At 68.3% G+C, this 19831-nt stretch carries 20 protein-coding genes; 4 read left to right on the top strand and 16 right to left on the bottom strand.

The features are described 5' to 3' along the window. Positions 1-108 precede the first annotated feature (108 nt). The 4 genes from DIE08_RS19350 (at position 109) to waaA (ending at position 5006) form a co-directional block, all read left to right on the top strand. Positions 109-1503: a phosphomannomutase/phosphoglucomutase gene (locus DIE08_RS19350; protein ID WP_124903033.1), complete on the top strand. Its 1395-nt coding sequence runs from the start codon at positions 109-111 to the stop codon at positions 1501-1503. A 174-nt stretch (positions 1504-1677) separates the two neighbouring features. Continuing rightward, positions 1678-2673, top strand: a complete 996-nt coding sequence (gene waaC, locus DIE08_RS19345; RefSeq protein ID WP_059605585.1) for a lipopolysaccharide heptosyltransferase I — start codon at positions 1678-1680, stop codon at positions 2671-2673. Between the two features lie 43 nt (positions 2674-2716). Beyond that, positions 2717-3601, top strand: a complete 885-nt coding sequence (locus tag DIE08_RS19340; protein ID WP_059605588.1) for a Kdo hydroxylase family protein — start codon at positions 2717-2719, stop codon at positions 3599-3601. Between the two features lie 37 nt (positions 3602-3638). Continuing rightward, positions 3639-5006 (top strand): lipid IV(A) 3-deoxy-D-manno-octulosonic acid transferase, encoded by a 1368-nt coding sequence (waaA, locus tag DIE08_RS19335; protein WP_124903031.1) that lies wholly within the window; start codon positions 3639-3641, stop codon positions 5004-5006. Positions 5007-5065: 59 nt separating this feature from the next. On the opposite strand, the gene ureG is transcribed toward waaA, so the two are convergent. The 16 genes from ureG to hemN all read right to left on the bottom strand — a co-directional run bounded on the left by ureG (position 5066) and on the right by hemN (position 19804). Then, on the bottom strand, positions 5066-5713 hold the full coding sequence (gene ureG, locus DIE08_RS19330) for an urease accessory protein UreG (RefSeq protein ID WP_124903029.1): 648 nt from the start codon (positions 5711-5713) through the stop codon (positions 5066-5068). A 14-nt stretch (positions 5714-5727) separates the two neighbouring features. Beyond that, positions 5728-6408 carry an urease accessory protein UreF gene (locus DIE08_RS19325; RefSeq protein WP_124903027.1) on the bottom strand — a complete coding sequence of 227 codons (681 nt, stop codon included), beginning with the start codon at positions 6406-6408 and terminating at the stop codon, positions 5728-5730. Continuing rightward, on the bottom strand, positions 6395-6985 hold the full coding sequence (gene ureE, locus DIE08_RS19320) for an urease accessory protein UreE (RefSeq protein WP_124903025.1): 591 nt from the start codon (positions 6983-6985) through the stop codon (positions 6395-6397). Before ureE ends, DIE08_RS19325 begins: the two co-directional genes overlap by 14 nt. A gap of 17 nt (positions 6986-7002) precedes the next feature. Beyond that, positions 7003-8709 (bottom strand): urease subunit alpha, encoded by a 1707-nt coding sequence (gene ureC, locus DIE08_RS19315; RefSeq protein ID WP_124903023.1) that lies wholly within the window; start codon positions 8707-8709, stop codon positions 7003-7005. 28 nt (positions 8710-8737) lie between these two features. After that, positions 8738-9043: an urease subunit beta gene (locus DIE08_RS19310; RefSeq protein WP_059455900.1), complete on the bottom strand. Its 306-nt coding sequence runs from the start codon at positions 9041-9043 to the stop codon at positions 8738-8740. A gap of 14 nt (positions 9044-9057) precedes the next feature. After that, positions 9058-9360 (bottom strand): urease subunit gamma, encoded by a 303-nt coding sequence (gene ureA, locus DIE08_RS19305; RefSeq protein ID WP_006406310.1) that lies wholly within the window; start codon positions 9358-9360, stop codon positions 9058-9060. A 236-nt stretch (positions 9361-9596) separates the two neighbouring features. Next, entirely contained in the window at positions 9597-10472 is an 876-nt protein-coding gene (locus DIE08_RS19300; RefSeq protein ID WP_124903021.1) for an urease accessory protein UreD, read from the bottom strand. A 142-nt stretch (positions 10473-10614) separates the two neighbouring features. Continuing rightward, positions 10615-11307 (bottom strand): urea ABC transporter ATP-binding subunit UrtE, encoded by a 693-nt coding sequence (urtE, locus tag DIE08_RS19295; protein ID WP_059605608.1) that lies wholly within the window; start codon positions 11305-11307, stop codon positions 10615-10617. 4 nt (positions 11308-11311) lie between these two features. Next, positions 11312-12169, bottom strand: coding sequence for an urea ABC transporter ATP-binding protein UrtD (gene urtD, locus DIE08_RS19290; protein WP_059509652.1), 858 nt, complete (start codon positions 12167-12169; stop codon positions 11312-11314). Beyond that, positions 12166-13353 carry an urea ABC transporter permease subunit UrtC gene (gene urtC / locus DIE08_RS19285; RefSeq protein ID WP_059605612.1) on the bottom strand — a complete coding sequence of 396 codons (1188 nt, stop codon included), beginning with the start codon at positions 13351-13353 and terminating at the stop codon, positions 12166-12168. Before urtC ends, urtD begins: the two co-directional genes overlap by 4 nt. A 1-nt stretch (position 13354) precedes the next feature. Further along, positions 13355-14974 carry an urea ABC transporter permease subunit UrtB gene (gene urtB / locus DIE08_RS19280; RefSeq protein ID WP_124903019.1) on the bottom strand — a complete coding sequence of 540 codons (1620 nt, stop codon included), beginning with the start codon at positions 14972-14974 and terminating at the stop codon, positions 13355-13357. A 141-nt stretch (positions 14975-15115) separates the two neighbouring features. After that, a complete protein-coding gene (gene urtA, locus DIE08_RS19275) occupies positions 15116-16423 on the bottom strand; it encodes an urea ABC transporter substrate-binding protein (protein ID WP_059605640.1) in 1308 nt (435 codons plus the stop codon). Positions 16424-16983: 560 nt separating this feature from the next. Then, positions 16984-17307, bottom strand: a complete 324-nt coding sequence (locus DIE08_RS19270; RefSeq protein WP_059605618.1) for a rhodanese-like domain-containing protein — start codon at positions 17305-17307, stop codon at positions 16984-16986. A 14-nt stretch (positions 17308-17321) separates the two neighbouring features. Further along, on the bottom strand, positions 17322-17978 hold the full coding sequence (locus DIE08_RS19265) for a protein-L-isoaspartate O-methyltransferase (RefSeq protein WP_059605621.1): 657 nt from the start codon (positions 17976-17978) through the stop codon (positions 17322-17324). Between the two features lie 104 nt (positions 17979-18082). Further along, on the bottom strand, positions 18083-18340 hold the full coding sequence (locus DIE08_RS19260; protein ID WP_059448113.1) for a hypothetical protein: 258 nt from the start codon (positions 18338-18340) through the stop codon (positions 18083-18085). 72 nt (positions 18341-18412) lie between these two features. Beyond that, on the bottom strand, positions 18413-19804 hold the full coding sequence (gene hemN / locus DIE08_RS19255; RefSeq protein ID WP_124629651.1) for an oxygen-independent coproporphyrinogen III oxidase: 1392 nt from the start codon (positions 19802-19804) through the stop codon (positions 18413-18415). Positions 19805-19831 lie beyond the last annotated feature (27 nt).

The raw sequence follows: 19831 nt of genomic DNA, 5'->3' as shown, positions 1-19831 counted from the left end.
CCGCTCCAGCCGTCCCGTTCCTTGCAGCGCCGGGCCCGCATGTATGATGCCGGGCATGCGCGAAAGGCGGCCAGATTATTTTCCATGCACGCAACCGAGAGAGAATCGATGATCTCCCAATCCATCTTCAAGGCATATGACATTCGCGGTGTGGTCGGCAAGACGCTCGACGCCGACACGGCGCGCGCGATCGGCCGGGCATTCGGCAGCGAAGTGCGCGCACAGGGCGGCGACGCGGTCGTCGTCGCGCGCGACGGCCGCCTGTCGGGGCCCGAGCTCGTCGGCGCACTCGCCGATGGCCTGCGTGCGGCGGGCGTCGACGTCGTCGACGTCGGCATGGTGCCCACGCCGGTCGGCTATTTCGCGGCGAGCGTGCCGCTTCCGCTGAAGGGCGGCGAGCGTCGCGTCGATTCGTGCATCGTCGTCACGGGCAGCCACAACCCGCCCGACTACAACGGCTTCAAGATGGTGCTGCGCGGCGCGGCGATCTACGGCGAGCAGATCCAGGCGCTGTACCGTCGCATCGTCGACGAGCGCTATGAGACGGGCAGCGGCTCGTACGAGGCATTCGACGTCGCCGACCAGTACATCGAGCGCATCGTCGGCGACGTGAAGCTCGCGCGCCCGCTGAAGCTCGTCGTCGACGCCGGCAACGGCGTCGCGGGCCCGCTCGCGACGCGCCTGTTCAAGGCGCTCGGCTGCACGCTCGTCGAGCGCTTCACCGACATCGACGGCACGTTCCCGAACCACCATCCCGATCCGGCGCACCCGGAAAACCTGCAGGACGTGATCCAGGCGCTGAAGGACACCGACGCCGAGCTCGGCTTCGCGTTCGACGGCGACGGCGACCGCCTGGGCGTCGTCACGAAGGACGGCCAGATCATCTTCCCGGACCGCCAGTTGATGTTGTTCGCGGAGGAAGTGCTGTCGCGCAACCCGGGCGCGCAGATCATCTACGACGTGAAGTGCACGCGCCATCTCGCGCAGTGGGTGAAGGCGAAGGGCGGCGAGCCGCTGATGTGGAAGACGGGCCATTCGCTCGTGAAGGCGAAGCTGCGCGAGACGGGCGCGCCGCTCGCGGGCGAGATGAGCGGTCACGTGTTCTTCAAGGATCGCTGGTACGGCTTCGATGACGGTCTCTACACGGGCGCGCGCCTGCTCGAGATCCTCGCGAAGACGGCCGATCCGAGTGCGGTGCTCAATGCGCTGCCGGATGCGATGAGCACGCCGGAGCTGCAGCTCTGGCTCGACGAAGGCGAGAACTTCCGCCTGATCGAGAAGCTGCAGAAGGAAGCGAAGTTCGACGGCGCCGACGAAGTCGTGACGATCGACGGCCTGCGTGTCGAGTACCCGGACGGCTTCGGCCTCGCGCGTTCGTCGAACACGACGCCGGTCGTCGTGATGCGTTTCGAATCGGAGACGCAGGAAGGGCTCGCGCGCATCCAGGCGGACTTCCGCCGCGTGTTGACGGCCGCGAAGCCGGACGTCAAGCTGCCGTTCTGAGCCTGGGCGGCCTGCGGGCCGCCGGCGCGACGATGGTCGAAGGATCGTCGCGCCATTCCCGAAAAGCGGCGCACGCCGACGGCGTGCGGCCGCTTTTTGCCTGTGTGGTCCCCCGGGCGCGATAAAATCGCGTCTTTATGCCTGTCGCCGGCCGTCCGCCGGCGTTTTTTCAGCGTGCAAAAGATTCTGATCGTGCGCGTGTCGTCGCTGGGCGACGTCGTGCACAACATGCCGGTGATCGCCGATATCCGGCGCCGCCACCCCGACGCGCAGATCGACTGGCTCGTCGAGGAGAGCTTCGTCGACCTCGTGCGGCTCGTCGACGGCGTGCGCGACGTGCTGCCGTTCTCGCTGCGCCGCTGGCGCAAGAAGCCGCTCTCGGGTGCGACGTGGCGCGAGATCCGCGCGTTCCGCAAGCGCCTCGCGGCCGAGCAGTACGACCTCGTGATCGACTGCCAGGGTCTCATCAAGACGGCCTGGGTCGCGAGCTGGGCGCGCGGCCCGCTCGCGGGCCTCGGCAACCGCACCGACGGCGCGGGCTACGAATGGCCGGTGCGCTTCTTTTATCGCAAGCGCGTGCCGATCGCACCGCGCACGCACGTGGTCGAACGTTCGCGCCAGCTGGTCGCGGCCGCGCTGGGCGACCCGGCGCCGACGCCGGCCGATCCGGTCGACTTCGGCCTCGATACGCGTGCGGCGGCGCTCGCGGTCGCGGCGCTCGGCCTGAACCTGCCGGTGCCGTACGTGGTGTTCGTGCATGCGACGTCGCGCGCCGACAAGCAGTGGCCGGACGCCGCCTGGATCGAGCTCGGCCAGGCGCTCGTGCGGCGCGGCGCGTCGCTCGTGCTGCCGTGGGGCAACGACGCGGAGCGCGCGACCAGCGAGCGGCTCGCGAAGGAGTTCGGCGCGGCGGCGATCGTGCCGCCGAAACTGTCGCTGCCGGCCGTCGTCGGCCTGATCGACGGCGCAGCCGCGACGGTCGGGGTTGATACAGGTCTGGTTCACATCGCGGCCGCGCTGAAGCGTCCGACGGTCGAACTGTACAATTTCGCGACGGCCTGGCGCACCGGCGGTTACTGGTCGCCGAACGTCGTCAATCTCGGCACGGCGGGGCAGCCGCCGTCGATCTCGCAGGTGAAGGCGGTGCTCGCGGGCTTCGGTCTGCTGTGATGCCCGTCATGCCTGCCCTGCCCGTCACGCACGCGAACCGATCATGAGCGAATCCCAGATCATCGAAGTCCCGTCCGCCGACTGGAGCGGACACAACCTGTCGGCGCCGCGCGAGCAACTGCTCGCCGCGGTCGAGGAAGGCAAGGTGCTGTATTTCCCGCACCTGCGCTTCGCGATCGAAGGCGGCGAGGAAGCGCTGCTCGATCCGGCGCTCGCCGATCCCAAACGCAAGAACATCAGCCTCGCGCCGAACGGCGGTGCGCTCGCCGGCGTGCTCGGCGACAGCGTCACGCAGTCGGCCGTACGCGCGCTGGTCGCGCGCTTCCAGCAGCAGGCCGGCACGCTCGTCGACGGCCTCTTTCCCGAATATCGCGGCAAGCTGCGCGTCGCGCCGACGAGCCTGCGGCTGATGCAGGTCGAGACGCGCCAGACGTCGTGGCGCAAGGACGACAGCCGGCTGCACGTCGACGCGTTCCCGTCGCGGCCGAACTACGGCGAGCGGATCCTGCGCGTGTTCACGAACGTGAACCCGGCCGGCCAGCCGCGCGTATGGCGCGTCGGCGAGCCGTTCGAGGACGTCGCGAAGCGCTTCCTGCCGAAGATCCGGCCGCAGTTCCCGGGTTCGGCGTGGCTGCTGAACCTGCTGCACGTGACGAAGTCGCCGCGTAGCGCGTACGACCACCTGATGCTGAACCTGCACGACAGCATGAAGGCCGATCTCGACTACCAGAAGACCTGCCCGCAGCAGACGATGCCGTTTCCGCCGGGCAGCGTGTGGATATGTTTCTCGGATCAGACTTCGCACGCTGTGATGTCCGGCCAGTTCATGCTCGAGCAGACCTTCTTCCTGCCGGTCGACGCGATGGTGCGTCGCGAATGCGCGCCGCTCGGGATTCTCGAGCGCCTGCAGGGCAGGGCGCTGGTTTGAGCGCGCACCGCATCCTCCGCGGTCACGGAGTCCGCTCATGCTGAGGGCGATCTATCGCGCGCTGTGGTGGCTCGTCGCACCGATCGCGGTCATCCGGCTCTGCGTGCGCTCGCGCAAGGAGCGCGGCTATCGCGAGCACATCGGCGAGCGCTTCGGCCACGTCGCCGGCCGTTCACCGGACGATCGCGCGCCGCTGATCTGGGTGCATGCGGTGTCGGTCGGCGAGACGCGCGCCGCGCAGCCGCTGATCGACGCGCTGATGCGCGCACGTCCCGACGCGCGCATCCTGCTCACGCACATGACGCCGAGCGGCCGCGCGACCGGCGAGCAGATCTTCGGCGACCGCGTGCTGCGCTGCTACCTGCCGTACGACATGCCGGGCGCGGTGCGGCGCTTCCTGCGCGCATGGCGGCCGACGCTCGGCCTCGTGATGGAAACCGAGGTGTGGCCGACGCTGATCGACGAGTGCCGCCGCGCGGACGTGCCGCTCGTGCTGACCAACGCGCGGATGTCCGCGCGCTCGCATCGGCGCGCGGCGAAGTTCGGCGCGGCGACGCGCGACGTGTTCGGCGGTTTCTCGCGCGTGCTCGCGCAGAGCCCGGCCGACGCGGAGCGGCTGACGTCGCTCGGCGCGCGTAACGTGACGGTGCTGGGCAACCTGAAGTTCGACATGACGACGCCGCCGGAGCTGGCGGCGCGCGGCCACGCATGGCGCGACGCGATCGGCACGCGGCCCGTGTGGGTCGCAGCAAGCACGCGCGAGAACGAAGAGGCGCTGGTGCTGCAGGCATTTGCGGCGATGAAGACGCCCGGTGCGCTGCTGATTCTCGTGCCGCGTCATCCGCAGCGTTTCGCTGAAGTCGAGGCGCTCGTCGCGCGCAACGGATTCAAGTGCGTGCGGCGTTCGGTGTGGGGCGCGGACGCGGCGGCGCTCGCGGCCGGCCGGCCGGCCGCGGCGGAACCGCTGCCGGCCGACGTGACGGTGCTGCTCGGCGATTCGATGGGTGAACTCGGCGCGTACTACGCGGCCAGCGACGTCGCGTTCATTGGCGGCAGCCTGCTGCCGCTCGGCGGGCAGAATCTCATCGAGGCGTGTGCGGTCGGCGTGCCGGTGCTGATCGGCCCGCACGTGTTCAACTTCACGCAGGCGACCGCCGATGCGGTCGCGGCCGGCGCGGCGATGCAGGTCGCCGATCCGCTCGACCTCGCGCATGTGCTCGACGCGCTGTTCGCCGATCACGCGCGCCGTATCGCGATGGGCGCGGCAGGTGCCGCGTTCGCGTCGCGTCATCGCGGCGCGACCGCGCGCTCGGTCGACGTGCTCGCGGCGTTGTTGCCGCCGGTGGAGCGCGGCAGCGGCGCGATGCCCGGCGCAACGGACGCGTCGGAAGCATCCGGCGACTGAGCGGGCGGCGCGAGGCCGCCCCGGGCAGGCGAGGCGGCAGCGGGCCGCCGCGCCGCCGTTCACACCGTCAACAATCCCTTCTTCTCGATGAACGCGACGACGTCCGTGAGGCCTTCGAGCGCCTTCAGGTTCGTCATCACGTAAGGCCGCTCGCCACGCATCTTCTTCGTGTCCGAGGCCATCACGTCGAGGTTCGCCCCGACGAGCGGCGCGAGATCGGTCTTGTTGATCACGAGCAGGTCGGATTTCGTGATGCCGGGCCCGCCCTTGCGCGGAATCTTCTCGCCGCCGGCGACGTCGATCACGTAGATCGTCAGGTCCGACAACTCGGGGCTGAACGTCGCCGCGAGATTGTCGCCGCCCGACTCGATGAACACGATGTCGGCGTCCGGAAAGCGCGACAGCATCCGGTCGACGGCCTCGAGGTTGATCGACGCATCCTCGCGGATCGCCGTGTGCGGGCAGCCGCCCGTCTCGACGCCCATGATGCGTTCCTCGGGCAGCGCGCCCGCGACCGTCAGCAGGCGCTGGTCTTCCTTCGTATAGATGTCGTTCGTGATCGCGACGAGGTCGTAGCGCTCGCGCATCGCCTTGCACAGCATTTCGAGCAGTGTGGTCTTGCCGGAGCCGACGGGGCCGCCGATGCCGACGCGCAGCGGCGGCAGTTTCTTCGTGCGGCGGGCGGAGGAGGGAGCGGGTGCGTTCATGGTGTGGGTCGGGTTCAGGAGCGGAACAACCGCGAGTACTGGGTTTCGTGCCGCGCGGACAGGATGCCGAGCTGCGGCGCGAACGTGTTGATGGCGTCGGGTGGTGTCGCAAGCGCGCGGCGTACGGCCGCGTCGATCGCGCCGCGCAGCGCGACGATGATGCGCTGGCCCGCGAGCTGGCCGAGCGGCACGGCCTTCAGCGCGGCCGACGTCTGGTTCTCGACCCAGCCGAATGCGTACGCGGCGAGCGTGGCGTCGGCGCTGGCGTCGTGCGCGGCGGCCGCGTAGGCGAATGCGGTCGGCAGTGCGACCGGCGACAGCGACGCGAGCGTCGCGCGGCGCGAGGCATCGCCCCATTCGAGCGATGCGCAAAGCTGCGCGAGCGACCAGCCCATCTGCTCGGTCTCGCGGCGTAATTCCGCCGATTCGCGGCTCGCGACGAACCATGCGTTTTCGCGAGCGAGCGCGTCCGCGTCGTGCGCCTGCCAGCGCGCGAGCTGGTGCGCGAGGAACGGCAGCTCGCCGTGCGCGAGCACGTCGGTCAGCCCGCTGGCGATCCAGTCGCGCGCGGTGTCGGCATCGCGGATCAGGTTCGCGTCGAGCGCGGCTTCGAGTCCCTGCGAATAGCTGTACGCACCGATCGGCAGCGCGGACGACGCGAGATGCAGCAGCGCGACGAGTTCAGTGGTGGTCATGACCGTGGTGGCCGTGCGAGCAGCCCGGACCATGCTGGTGATCGTGATCGTGCGAGTGGCCGTGGTGTTCGCCGAATACCTGCTGCGCGAGCGCGTAATCCTCGGCGAACGTGGCATCGTGCCCGTGCTTGTGGCCGCCGCCGTACGCACCGGCTTCCGGCTGGAACGGTGCGCTCGCTTCGTCGACCTGCGTGCCGAGCCGGCGCAGCATGTCGGCGAGCACCGGATCGGCTTCGAGCTTCAGATAGCCGTCGCCGATCTCGACAGGCGTGTGACGATTGCCGAGGTGATACGCGGCGCGCATCAGCGTGAGCGGGTCGGCCGCGCGCACGAGCAGCACGGTCTCGGGCGCCGCGGCGATTCGCACGAGCGCGCCGTCGTCGGCGACGAGCACGTCGCCGTCGCGCAGCACGGTGCCGCGCGGCAGCAGGACCGCGACGTCCTCGCCCGAGTCGAGCGTCGCCGCGAGGCGGCTCTTGCAGCGGGCGTCATAGGCGAGCGTGAGCGTCGGCGCACGCGCGACGAGCGACGCGGCAAGCTTCACGTTCGGGGCAATGCGTTTGTCGAGGGTGCGCATGGAGCGAAAACCGGAAATCAGAACAGGAAATAGCGCTGCGCCATCGGCAGCACCGACGCCGGCTCGCAGGTGAGCAGCTGGCCGTCGGCGATCACGTCGTAGGTTTCGGGATCGACGCTGATCGACGGACGCCACGCGTTGTGGATCATGTCGGCCTTCGTCACGTTGCGGCAGTTGCGCACCGGCACGATGCGCTTCGCGAGTCCGTAGCGTTCGGCGATGCCGGCATCGGCGGCCATCTGCGACACGAAGGTCAGCGACGTGCGCGCGAGTGCGCCGCCACGCGTGGCGAACATCTCGCGATAATGGACCGGCTGCGGCGTCGGGATCGACGCGTTCGGGTCGCCCATCTGCGCGACCGCGATCATCCCGCCCTTCAGGATCATCGACGGCTTGATCCCGAAGAACGCCGGCTCCCACAGCACGAGGTCGGCCCACTTGCCGGGCTCGATCGAACCGACTTCATGCGCGATCCCATGCGTGATCGCCGGGTTGATCGTGTATTTCGCGACGTAGCGCTTCGCGCGGAAGTTGTCGTTGCGCGCGCCGTCTTCGGGCAGCGCGCCGCGCTGCACCTTCATCTTGTGCGCGGTCTGCCAGGTGCGGATGATCACTTCGCCGACGCGGCCCATCGCCTGCGAATCGGACGACAGCATCGACAGCGCGCCGAGATCGTGCAGGATGTCCTCGGCCGCGATCGTCTCGCGGCGGATCCGCGATTCGGCGAACGCGAGATCCTCGGCAATCGACGGATCGAGGTGATGGCACACCATCAGCATGTCGAGATGCTCGTCGAGCGTGTTGATCGTGTACGGGCGCGTCGGGTTGGTCGACGACGGCAGCACGTTCGCCTCGCCGCACACCTTCAGGATGTCGGGCGCATGGCCGCCGCCCGCGCCTTCGGTGTGATACGTGTGGATCGTGCGGCCCTTGAACGCGGCGACCGTCGATTCGACGAAGCCGGCTTCGTTCAGCGTGTCGGTGTGGATCGCGACCTGCGTGTCGGTGTCGTCGGCGACGGAAAGGCAGTTGTCGATCGCGGCGGGCGTCGTGCCCCAGTCCTCGTGCAGCTTCAGCCCGATCGCGCCGGCTGCGATCTGTTCGACGAGCGGCTGCGGCAGGCTCGCGTTGCCCTTGCCGAGAAAGCCGAGGTTGATCGGCCAGCCGTCGGCGGCCTGCAGCATCCGCTCCATGTGCCACGGGCCCGGCGTGCAGGTCGTCGCATTGGTGCCGGTGGCCGGCCCCGTGCCGCCGCCGAGCATCGTCGTGACACCCGACGCGAGCGCCTCGTCGATCTGCTGCGGGCTGATGAAGTGAATGTGCGTGTCGATGCCGCCCGCGGTCACGATCAGCCCTTCGCCGGCGATCACTTCGGTCGCCGCGCCAATGGCGATCGTCACGCCCGGCTGGATGTCCGGATTGCCGGCCTTGCCGATCGCCGCGATGCGGCCGTGCTTGATCGCGATGTCGGCCTTCACGATGCCCCAATGATCGAGGATCACCGCGTTCGTGATGATCGTGTCGGGCACGTCGGCGGCCACGCGCTGCGACTGGCCCATGCCGTCGCGGATCACCTTCCCGCCGCCGAATTTCACTTCCTCGCCGTAGGTCGTGAAGTCGCGTTCGATCTCGATCAGCAGTTCGGTATCGGCGAGCCGCACGCGGTCGCCCGTCGTCGGCCCGAACATTTCCGCGTATGCGCGGCGGCTCAAGCGTAATGTCATGTGCTGTTCCTGAAGAGCGGGGCGCGGCTTACAGCGGCCCCATCACCTTGCCCTGAAAACCGTAGACGGCGCGTTCGCCGGCCAGCTCGACCAGCTCGACGGTGCGCGTCTGGCCCGGCTCGAAGCGCACGGCGGTGCCGGCTGCGATGTTGAGCCGGAAGCCGCGCGCGGCCGCGCGGTCGAACGACAGCGCGTCGTTGACTTCGAAGAAGTGGTAGTGCGAGCCGACCTGCACCGGGCGGTCGCCGGTGTTCGCGACGACGAGCGAGCGCGTCGCGCGGCCTGCATTCAGTTCGTGCTCGCCGTCGTCGGTGAGGATTTCGCCGGGAATCATGCGTGCTACCTCGGTCACGGAATCGGGTGGTGGACGGTGACGAGCTTGGTGCCGTCGGGGAAGGTCGCCTCGACCTGGATGTCGGGGATCATCTCCGGCACGCCATCCATCACGTCGTCGCGCGTGAGCAGCGTCGTGCCGTAGTGCATCACCTCGGCGACGGTCTTGCCGTCGCGCGCGGCTTCCATCAACGCGGCGGTGATGAACGCGACCGCTTCCGGATAGTTGAGCTTCAGCCCGCGCGCGCGGCGGCGCTCGGCCAGCAGCGCCGCCGTGAAGATCAGCAGCTTGTCCTTTTCTCGGGGAGTCAGTTTCATGAAGGCAGTCGTTCAGGAAAACGTAATTTTTATCGGTGCGCGGGGTTCCGGCCGGGGCGCGGGTCATCGTAGCACCGCGCCGTTTTTCGTGCGTCGTGTAGCCGTTATGTAAGCAGCAAGGCGCGTGCCATGTCGATGGAACGCGTCTCGATGCGCGGTCGTGGTGCGCGATGCATGAATCGTGGGCAGGGTGGGCGGCGCGGCTGCGCCGAAACGGTGCGTGCCGGGCCGGGCGCTCAGGTCTGCCAGAGGCGCAGCGGCCGTGCGTCGACGCCGTGCACGAGCGGCCGCAGGTAAAGCCAGCAGTCGGCGAAGTGATGCTGCAGTGCTTCCATCGACGTCGATACCGCGCGCACCAGCACGACGCCCGGCGTCACGCAGGTCGCGCCCGCGCGCAGTGTGTCGTCGAACGGCATCCGCACGGCGAGCGCTTCGGCGAGCGCGGCATCGCACGCGGCGCCAACCGCCCACAGCGTGCCGTACACGGGAAAGCCGGCGAGACCCTGCAGTGCGCTGCGCAGCGGATCGTGCGCGTCGAGCAGCGCGCGCTCGGTCCATAGTGGCCGTCCATCGGCATCGACGAGTGCCGAACCCGATGCGATACGGCCCGCCGACCACGTTTCGCCGGCCGCCTGCCGGCCGAGCTGCGTCGCGTCCCAGCCGATCGCGCTCGCGCCGGCGCCGAGCGTTACCGTGAAGTCGAGCGCGGCGTGGGCCGCGTCGAAGAACAGATTGTTTTGCGGCAGCCAGTCGAGCTTCGCGTGCTCGCCGACCGTGATGCCGATGCGCTGCGTCGCGTCGAGCCCGTTCGACTTGTACCACTTGGTCGCGCCGGGTGTCGTCAGCACCGCGTGCGTGCCGTCGCCGAGCGTGATGTCGATGTCGAGTCGGTCGCCGCCCGCGACGCCGCCCGGCGGGTGAACGATGACCGCGTGACAGATCGCGTCGCCCTCCGGATACAGCGGCCGCTGGACGCGCAACGGGCCGTCGTGCAGCCGGTGGACGAGCGTCGTGCGCGCGCCGTGCCGTTCGAAGCCGAGTTCGAGACGGCCGCGCCACGACTTGGCGACGGCGGGGCGGGACAGCGGGGCGTGGGAGTCGAGGGCGGACATCGGCGGCAAGCGGGAAACGACGGAAACGGGCGCGAAGAACGTGGATGCTACCGGAACAATAATGCAGATGCCGCGTTCGTTGGAAGCGCGGCGTGCGGCCGCACCGCGAACCGGCCGCCCGTGCGCGCTGCCGTGCCGCCGCTCACACCGCGATCAGTTCGCGCACACCGTTCGTTTCCATGTCGCGCGCATCGCCGCCCGCGATGACCTCGCCGCGGCTCATCACCCAGTAATGGTCCGCGATCGAGCGCGCGAAGTCGTAATACTGCTCGACGAGCAGCACGGTCATTTTCGATTCGTCGACGAGCTGGCGCAGCGTGCGGCCGATGTCCTGGATGATCGACGGCTGGATGCCCTCGGTCGGCTCGTCGAGGATCAGCAGCTGCGGCTCGCTCATCAGCGCGCGGCCGATCGCGAGCTGCTGCTGCTGGCCGCCCGACAGGTCGCCGCCGCGTCGCGCCCGCATGTCCTTCAGCACCGGGAACAGGTCGTAGATGCGATCGGGCACTTTCGACGGCGCCTTGCGGCTCGCCGCGCCGACGAGCAGGTTTTCCTCGACGGTCAGCCGCGGAAAGATGTCGCGACCCTGCGGCACGTACGCGAGCCCGGCCGCGACGCGCGCATACGGCGGCAGCGTGCCGAGCGCCGTGCCGCGCCACGACACGCTGCCGCTTTTCGCGGCGACGACCCCCATCAGGCAGCGCAGCAGCGTGCTCTTGCCGACGCCGTTGCGGCCGAGCAGCACGGTGAGCTTGCCGTCGTCGGCGGCAAGCGTCACGTTGCGCAGGATATGGCTGCCGCCGTAGTACTGGTTCAGTGCATCGATCTTCAGCATTGGATTACCGTCCGAGGTAGGACTCGATCACCGCGTCGTCGCGCTTGACCTGGTCGAGCGTGCCTTGCGCGAGCACCGCGCCTTCGGCCATCACCGTCACGCGGCCCGTGTCGCCCGCGAGTGCCGCGACGAATTCCATGTCGTGCTCGACGACCATCATCGAGCAGGTGCCGCGCAGCGTGTTCAGCAGCTTCGCGAGTTCCATCGTCTCGTGGTCGGTCATTCCGGCGGCCGGCTCGTCGAGCAGCAACAGAGCCGGGCGCTGCATCAGCAGCATGCCGATCTCGAGCCGCTGCTTCTGACCGTGCGACAGCTCGCCGGCCGCGCGATACGCGTCGCTTTCGAGGCCGATCAGCGCGAGCGTCTCCTCGATCTTCGCCTGTGCGGCGCGATCGAGCCGCGCGCGCAGCGACGCGAGCCAGCCCTTGTCGGTCTGCATCGCCAGTTCGAGGTTTTCCCACACCGGATGCTGTTCGAACACGGTCGGCTTCTGGAACTTGCGGCCGATCCCCGCACGTGCGATCTCGGGTTCGTTCATCCTCGCGAGGTCGATGGTCTGGCCGAGAAAAACCTTGCCCGCATCGGGTCGCGTCTTGCCGGTGATCACGTCCATCATCGTCGTCTTGCCCGCGCCGTTCGGGCCGATCACGCAGCGCAGTTCGCCCGCGTCGATCGCAAGCGACAGCTTGTTCAGCGCGCGAAAGCCGTCGAAGCTCACCTCGATGTCCTCGAGATAGAGGATCGTGCCGTGCGACGTGTCGATGCCGGGCGGCACCACGCGGCCCATCGATGCGGTGCCGCTGACGGCCAGCAGCTCGTCCTCGGCCGGTGGCGTGAACTGGTAGAGGGCCGTGCCGTTCATGCGCGTTTCCCCTTTGCGAGCAGCGTGTCCACGAGGCCCATGATGCCGCGCGGCAGCAAGAGCGGCACGAGCACGAAGATCAGCCCGAGAAAGAACAGCCAGTATTCGGCGAAGTACGCGGTAAAGAGGCTCTTCGCGCCGTTCACCGCGAATGCGCCGACGATCGGACCGATCAGCGTGCCGCGCCCGCCCACCGCGACCCAGATCGCCATTTCGATCGAGTTGCCGGGCGACATCTCGCCGGGGTTGATGATGCCGACCTGCGGCACGTACAACGCGCCCGCGATACCGCACAGCACGGCCGACAGCGTCCATACGAACAGTTTGTACGCGAGCGGGCTGTAACCGAGGAACATCAGCCGCGTCTCGCCGTCGCGCACCGCAGTGACCACGCGTCCGAGCTTGCTGGTGACGATCGCGCGCGCGGCGATGAACGCGAGCACGAGCGTCGCGAAGGTCAGCAGCAACAGCACCGTGCGCGTGCCGGGCGACGTGACGGAAAAGCCTGCGATGCGCTTGAAGTCGGTGAAGCCGTTGTTGCCGCCGAAGCCCGTCTCGTTGCGAAAGAACAGCAGCATCGCGGCGAACGTCAGCGCTTGCGTGATGATCGACAGGTAGACGCCCTTCACGCGCGAGCGGAACGTGAAGAAGCCGAACACCCATGCGAGCACGGCCGGCACGAGCACGACCAGCGCGAGCGCCCACGCGAGGTGCTGCGTGCCGCTCCAGTACCAGGGCAGCTGATGCCAGTCGAGGAACACCATGAAGTCGGGCAGGTCGCTGCCGTACTTGCCGTCGCGGCCGATCTCGCGCATCAGGTACATGCCGATCGCATAACCGCCGAGCGCGAAGAACAGGCCATGGCCGAGGCTCAGGATTCCGCAGTAGCCCCACACGAGATCGAGCGCGAGCGCGGCGATCGCGTAGCACATCAGCTTGCCGGCGAGCGTCATCGCATACGCTGACAGGTGGAACGCGCTCGACTCGGGCGCGACCAGCGCGGCGAGCGGCACGCCGATGCCGATCGCGACGCACAGCGCGACGAGCGCAAGCCATGCGCGACGCGACAGCAGCGCGGGGCGGGGCGGCAGGCCGAGCGCGAAACCGTCCTCGGCACGCGCGGTTGCGGCGGGCTTCGGCGCGCCGGCGACCGGATTCGACAACGAATCGGTGATTGAAGTCATGTCAGGCCTCCGCGCTGCGTCCCTTCGGGGCGAACATGCCCTGCGGACGTTTCTGGATGAACAGCACGATCATCACGAGCACCGCGATCTTCGCGAGCACTGCGCCCCAGAACGGCTCGATCGCCTTGCTGACGAGGCCGAGCCCGAAGCCGCCGAGCACGGTGCCGGCGATCTGGCCGACGCCGCCGAGCACGACCGCCATGAACGAATCGATGATGTAGTTTTGCCCGAGGTCCGGGCCCACGTTGCCGATCTGCGACAGCGCGCACCCGCCGAGGCCCGCGATGCCCGCGCCGAACGCGAACGCGTACGCGTCGACGCGCGCGGTCTTCACGCCGACGCACGCGGCCATCCGGCGGTTCTGCGTGACCGCGCGCACGAACAGGCCGAGCCGGGTCTTCGTTAGCACGCCCCAGGCGACGCACACGACCGCGAGCGCGAACGCGAGGATCGCGAGCCGGTTGTACGGCAGGATCAGGTTCTGCATCACGGTCACGCCGCCGCTCATCCACGACGGGTTCACGACCTGCACGTTCTGCGCGCCGAACAGCATGCGCGTGGCCTGGATCAGGATCAGGCTCACGCCGAACGTCGCGAGCAGCGTCTCGAGCGGGCGGCCGTACAGGTGCCGCAGCACGAGCCGCTCGAGCACGATGCCCACCAGCGCCGCCGCCGCGAACGACACCGGCACCGCAACGAGCGGATACCAGTTGAACGCGGCCGGCGCATAGCGCTGGATCAGCGTCTGCACGACATAGGTTGCGTACGCACCGATCATCAGGAATTCGCCGTGCGCCATGTTGATCACGCCGATCAGCCCGTACGTGATCGCGAGGCCGAGCGCCGCGAGCAGCAGCACGCTGCCGAGCGACAGGCCCGCGAACACGGTGCCCGCGATCTCGCCGCGGCGCTGCAGCGTGTGCAATGCATCGAGTCCTTGCTGCGCGGCTTCGCGCACGCGCGCGTCGGGCTCCGCATGGCTGCCGTCGGCGTTCTGCGCGACGAGCGGGCGCAATTGCTCGATCATGTCGAGATCGTGGCGCGCGGCCACCACCTGCACGGCTTCGAGACGCTTCGCCGGATCGGCGTCGTGCAGCGCGGCGATCGCCCACAGTGCGTCGAGACGGCGTTTCAATGCCGGATCGGTTTCCTTGGCGCGGGCGCGCTCGATCATCGGCTTGAGCGCCGGGTCGGGCGACTTCAGCAGCGCGTCGATCGCGTCGCGACGCGCGGCGACATCCGGCGACGCGAGAGCGAGACCCGACAGCGCGCCCGCGATCTTCGTGCGCAGCAGGTTGTTCAGCATCACGGGCTGCGCGTCGCCGGCCGGCGTCGCGGCCTGCGTGAGCGCGTCGTGCGCGGTGTCGCCGGTCTGGATCAGCAGGTGTCCGTCGCCGGTCGCGAGCGCGTCGCCGGTCGACAGCGCATTGAGCAACGCGACGGCGCGCGGATCGGCATCGGCGGCGAGATGTTCGATCGCGGCCGTTTTCGCGTCGAAGTCGTCGCCGGCAAGCGCGGCGGTATCGGCCGCCGTCAGGGCGAACGCGGCGTGCGGCAGCGCGCCCGTCAGCGCGGCACAGGCGACGACCGCGACGGCGGCGCGGCGAAAGCGTGTAGGCATCGAGAAATCCTGTCGGGCGTGGGAAAGCGAACGCGTGTGGCGGTGCGCGAGCGAGAGCGGCGCGTTACCGCAATCGCGGCGGCGTGCCTGCACCGGCCTGCGAACGGAGCGCCACGCCGGTGCGCGGCGCTCCGCATCGCATCAGGCGAGCGCCGCGCGCTGCCGGCGCAGGAACGCCGGGATCGAGCTGACGATGTCCGGCTTGCCCTGGTTGCCCGCGATGAACGGGCTCCACGGCTGCGCGCGCACGACCGTCTTCGTCTTCCACACGACGTTGAACTGCCCGTCGCCGCGGATCTCGCCGATCATCACCGGCTTGTGCAGGTGATGGTTGCCGTCCATCGAGAGCGTGAAGCCCGACGGCGCGGCAACCGTCTGTCCGATCATCGCGACGCGCACCTTGTCGACGTCGGTGCTCTTCGCCTTCTCGACCGCCTGCTTCCACATGTGGATGCCGACGTAGGTCGCTTCCATCGGATCGTTGGTCACGCGCTTCGCGCCGCCCGGCAGATTGTTCGCCTTCACCCACGCGGCGAACTGGTCCTTGAACTTCGTGTTCGTCGGGTTCTTCACCGACATGAAGTAGTTCCAGGCCGCGAGATGGCCGACGAGCGGCTTCGTGTCGATCCCGCGCAGCTCTTCCTCGCCGACCGAGAACGCGACCACCGGCACGTCGGTCGCCTTGATCCCCTGGTTGCCGAGCTCCTTGTAGAACGGCACGTTCGAATCGCCGTTGATCGTCGAGACCACGGTCGTCTTGCCGCCCTGCGCGAAGTTCTTGATGTTCGCGACGATCGTCTGGTAATCACTGTGTCCGAACGGCGTGTAGACCTCCTGAATATCGGCGTCCTTGACGCCTTTCGATTTCAGGAACGCGCGCAGGATCTTGTTGGTCGTGCGCGGATACACATAGTCGGTGCCGAGCAGGAAGAATCGTTTCGCGCCGCCGCCTTCCGCGCTCATCAGGTACTCGACGGCGGGGATCGCCTGCTGATTCGGCGCGGCGCCCGTGTAGAACACGTTGCGCGACATTTCCTCGCCTTCATATTGCACCGGGTAGTAGAGCAGGCCGTTCAGTTCCTCGAACACCGGCAGCACCGACTTGCGCGACACCGACGTCCAGCAGCCGAACACGCATGCGACCTTGTCCTGCGTGAGCAGCTGGCGCGCCTTCTCCGCGAACAGCGGCCAGTTCGATGCGGGGTCGACGACCACGGGCTCGAGCTTGCGGCCCATCACGCCGCCGCTCTTGTTGATGTCGGCGATCGTCATCAGCGCCGTGTCCTTCAGCGACGTTTCGGAGATCGCCATCGTGCCCGACAGCGAATGCAGGATACCGACCTTGATCGGACCCGTGCCCGCATCGGCCGCGTGCGCAAACGGACTCTTGCCCGCCAGCGCGAGTGCACCGGCCATCGAACCGAACTTCAGCAGACTGCGACGTTTCATCGAGTTCCCCTTGACGTGTTTGGTAGGCGTGCGCCATGACGGCGCCGGCATCCGACTAACGCAAGGCATGTGCCAGTCGCGCGGATGCACGCCGGGCGTGCCTGTGCGGGGTGGCGTGGGGCGTCGGCGTGGTGCGCGTGACGCGTCGTGCAGCATGCGCGATCCGTTGCGGTGCAGTCGCGCGGGCGCAATTGGTGCACGGCGTGCGCCCGTGTGCGAGCGCGCACGTCACGCGTTGAGGGACGTGCGGAACGTGATCGATGCGCATGCATTCAGCCGCGTCGTGTCGTGTCGGCGTCGCAGTGCACGGGGGGGAAGTGGAGTACGACGGGAAGCGCGAAGCGATCCGTTCGACGGGTGCCATGCTCGGGTGCTCGCCGCCGTTCGACATCGAACACACGCGGATAGCCGACGGGCTGAAGCGATCGGGGGAGGGGGAACAGAGAAGCGGAAATGCAAACGGGCGCGCCATGCGCGCCCGTTCGGCGGATCGGGGCGATCGGCTGCAACGGGCCGGTCGCCGTGGCGGCGCGCGATGCGCCGCCGGGAAGGTCTGTCACTCAGTAACGCGGCACGGACGGATCGACGTCACGCGACCACGCGTCGATCCCGCCCTGCAGGTTGTACAGCTTCGTGAAGCCGCGCGATTCGAGGAACATCGCGACCTGGGCGCTGCGCATCCCGTGATGGCACACGCAGACGATTTCCGCTTCGTCGTCGAGCTCCTCGCTGCGCGCGGGGATCTGTTGCATCGGGATCGACACGCTGCCGGCGATCTGCGCGGTCGAGATTTCCCACGGCTCGCGCACGTCGAGCACGAGCGGCGCGGGACGCGCCGGATCGCGAAGCCATTCCGCGAGCATCGCGGGTGTCAGGATCTGCATGGAAGCTCCGCCGCTCAGAACTTGAAGCGCGACGGCTCCATCGCGTTGACGAGGTGATTGACGTAGGTTTCGAACACGTCGGCGACACGGTACTGCTTGTCGTCGATGCGCGTGATGATCTGCGCCTTCATCACCGGACGGCCGCCGACGAACGCCGACAGGCGGCCGCCGATCTTCAGCTGTTCGAGCATCTGCTGCGGCACCACCGGCAGGCCGCCCGCGACGCAGATCACGTCATACGGCGCCTTGTCGGGCCAGCCGAGCGAGCCGTCGCCGAGCACGACTTCCGCGTTCGTCACGCCGTCGTTGCGCAGGTTGTCCGCCGCGAACTTTGCGATGGTCGGATCGATATCGACAGCCGTCACGTGCTGTGCGCGATGTGCGAACAATGCGGCCAGGTAGCCCGAACCCGCGCCGATCACGAGCACGTTCTCGTGCTTCTTGACCGACAGTTCCTGCAGCACGCGCGCTTCGACGCGCGGGAACAGCATCTTGCTGGTGCCGCCGGGCAGCGGCAGCTCGAGGTCGGCGAACGCGAGATCGCGGTGTTCGGGCAACACGTAGTTTTCACGCTTGACGATCGACAGCAGGCCCAGGACGTCCAGATCCAGCACATCCCACGGCCGGATCTGTTGTTCGATCATGTTGAAACGCGCGTTTTCGATATTCATGGTGTGGTCACGCAGCCAGGTCGGCCATCAGCGGGGATAGAGAAACTTCGTGATTGTACCAAAGGGGGCGGCCGCGAAGCCTTCAGACGGCCTGCAACAGACCTTTATCCCTTGCTCTTCTTGATCTGCGCCTCGAATGCGAGGTCGAGCTTGCTCGCCTTGCGCGGCTTTTTGGGGCCGAATTCGTCGACGAACCTGACGAATTCGTCGAGCGGCAGCGGCTCGCTGCGCTTCTCGGCGGTGCCGCCGGAGCGGTCGACCAGATAGAACAGGCCGCCCGCCATCGCGACGGCCGCGAACTGCGGGTTGCCGGAACGCGTTTTCAGGCGTTCGACCGCGTTGGTTGCTTTGGTGGTGCGCATCGTGCGGATTCTTGCAGGGGCGTTGAGCCCCGTACTTTATCAAACCGGCCGCCCGCATGCGGCCGTGCGGCGTCAGACGGTGCGCGAGTAGCGTTGCCGCGGCGTCTGGCCGAGGTAGGCGTCGAACGCCATCGCGATGTTGCGCACGACCATCCGGCCGGCCGGGTGGATCGTCAGGCGGTCGCCGGCGATGGTCAGCAACCCGTCCTGCTCGAACGTGCGCAGCGCGTCGAGCTCGCGCGCGAAGTGATCGGCGAAGCGGATCCCGTGCGCGGCCTCGATATGCGAGAACGGCAGTTCGAGGTTGCACATCAGCTGGGTGATCACGTCCCGGCGCAGCCGGTCGTCGGGCGTGAGCCGCACGCCGCGCGTGATCGGCAGCCGGCCCGCGTCGAGCGCGGCGCCATAGGCCGGCAGGTCCTTCGCGTTCTGCGCGTAGACGTCGCCAACCTTCCCGATCGACGACACGCCGAAGCCGACCAGGTCCGTATCCGCACGCGTGCTGTAGCCCTGGAAATTGCGCTGCAGCGTGCCGTTGCGCTGCGCGCGCACGAGCTCGTCGGTCGGCCGCGCGAAATGATCCATCCCGATGTACACGTAGCCGGCCTGGGTCAGCATGTCGATCGCGAGGCCGAGCAGCGCGACGCGCGTTGCGGGCGGCGGCAGCGTCGCGTCGTCGATCTGCCGCTGCATCTTGAACAGGTGCGGCATGTGCGCGTAGCCGAATACCGAGAGGCGGTCGGGCGCGAGTTCGATGATTGTCTCGAGCGTGCGCGCGAATACGGCGACCGTCTGGTGCGGCAGCCCGTAGATCAGGTCGACGCTGACCGAATGGAAGCCCGTCGTGCGTGCTGCCGACAGCAGGTCGGCCGTCATCGCGAGCGGCTGGATCCGGTTGATCGCCTGCTGCACGATCGGATCGAAATCCTGCACGCCCAGGCTCAGCCGGTTGAAGCCGATGTTGCGCAGGTGGACGAGCGTCGCGGGCGTGACCGTGCGCGGGTCGATCTCGATCGAGAACTCCGCGTCGGCGTCCGGTGCAAGCGCGAAGTGTTCGCGGGTGGCCACCATCAGCTCGGCCGTTTCGTCGTCGGACAGGAAGGTCGGCGTGCCGCCGCCCCAGTGCAGCTGCGTGACCGGGCGCGCGGGATCGAACAGCGCGGCCTGCAGCGCCAGCTCGCGCTTCAGTTGCTCGAGATACGGGCGCGCGCGGCGGCGGTTGTTGGTCGCGATCTTGTTGCAGCCGCAGTAGAAGCAGGCCGTGTTGCAGAACGGGATGTGGAAGTACAGCGACAGGTCGCTCGACGACGCGCCGGGATCGCCCGCGGCGCGCACGTAGTCGGCCGGGTCGAAATCGTCGCGGAATTGCAGCGCGGTGGGGTAGGACGTATAGCGCGGCCCGTTCGCGCCGTACTTCGCGAGCAAATCGGGACGGAACATTGTGTCGGCAGAACCGGAACTCATGATGGTCTCGCGCTTTTTAGATGCTTT

Origin of the sequence: Burkholderia sp. Bp9004, from assembly GCF_003858025.1 — a bacterium.
In the GTDB taxonomy this organism is placed as follows: domain Bacteria; phylum Pseudomonadota; class Gammaproteobacteria; order Burkholderiales; family Burkholderiaceae; genus Burkholderia; species Burkholderia diffusa.
Note: the sequence above shows the minus strand (reverse complement) of the source record. Positions and strands in the feature narration are given on the sequence as shown.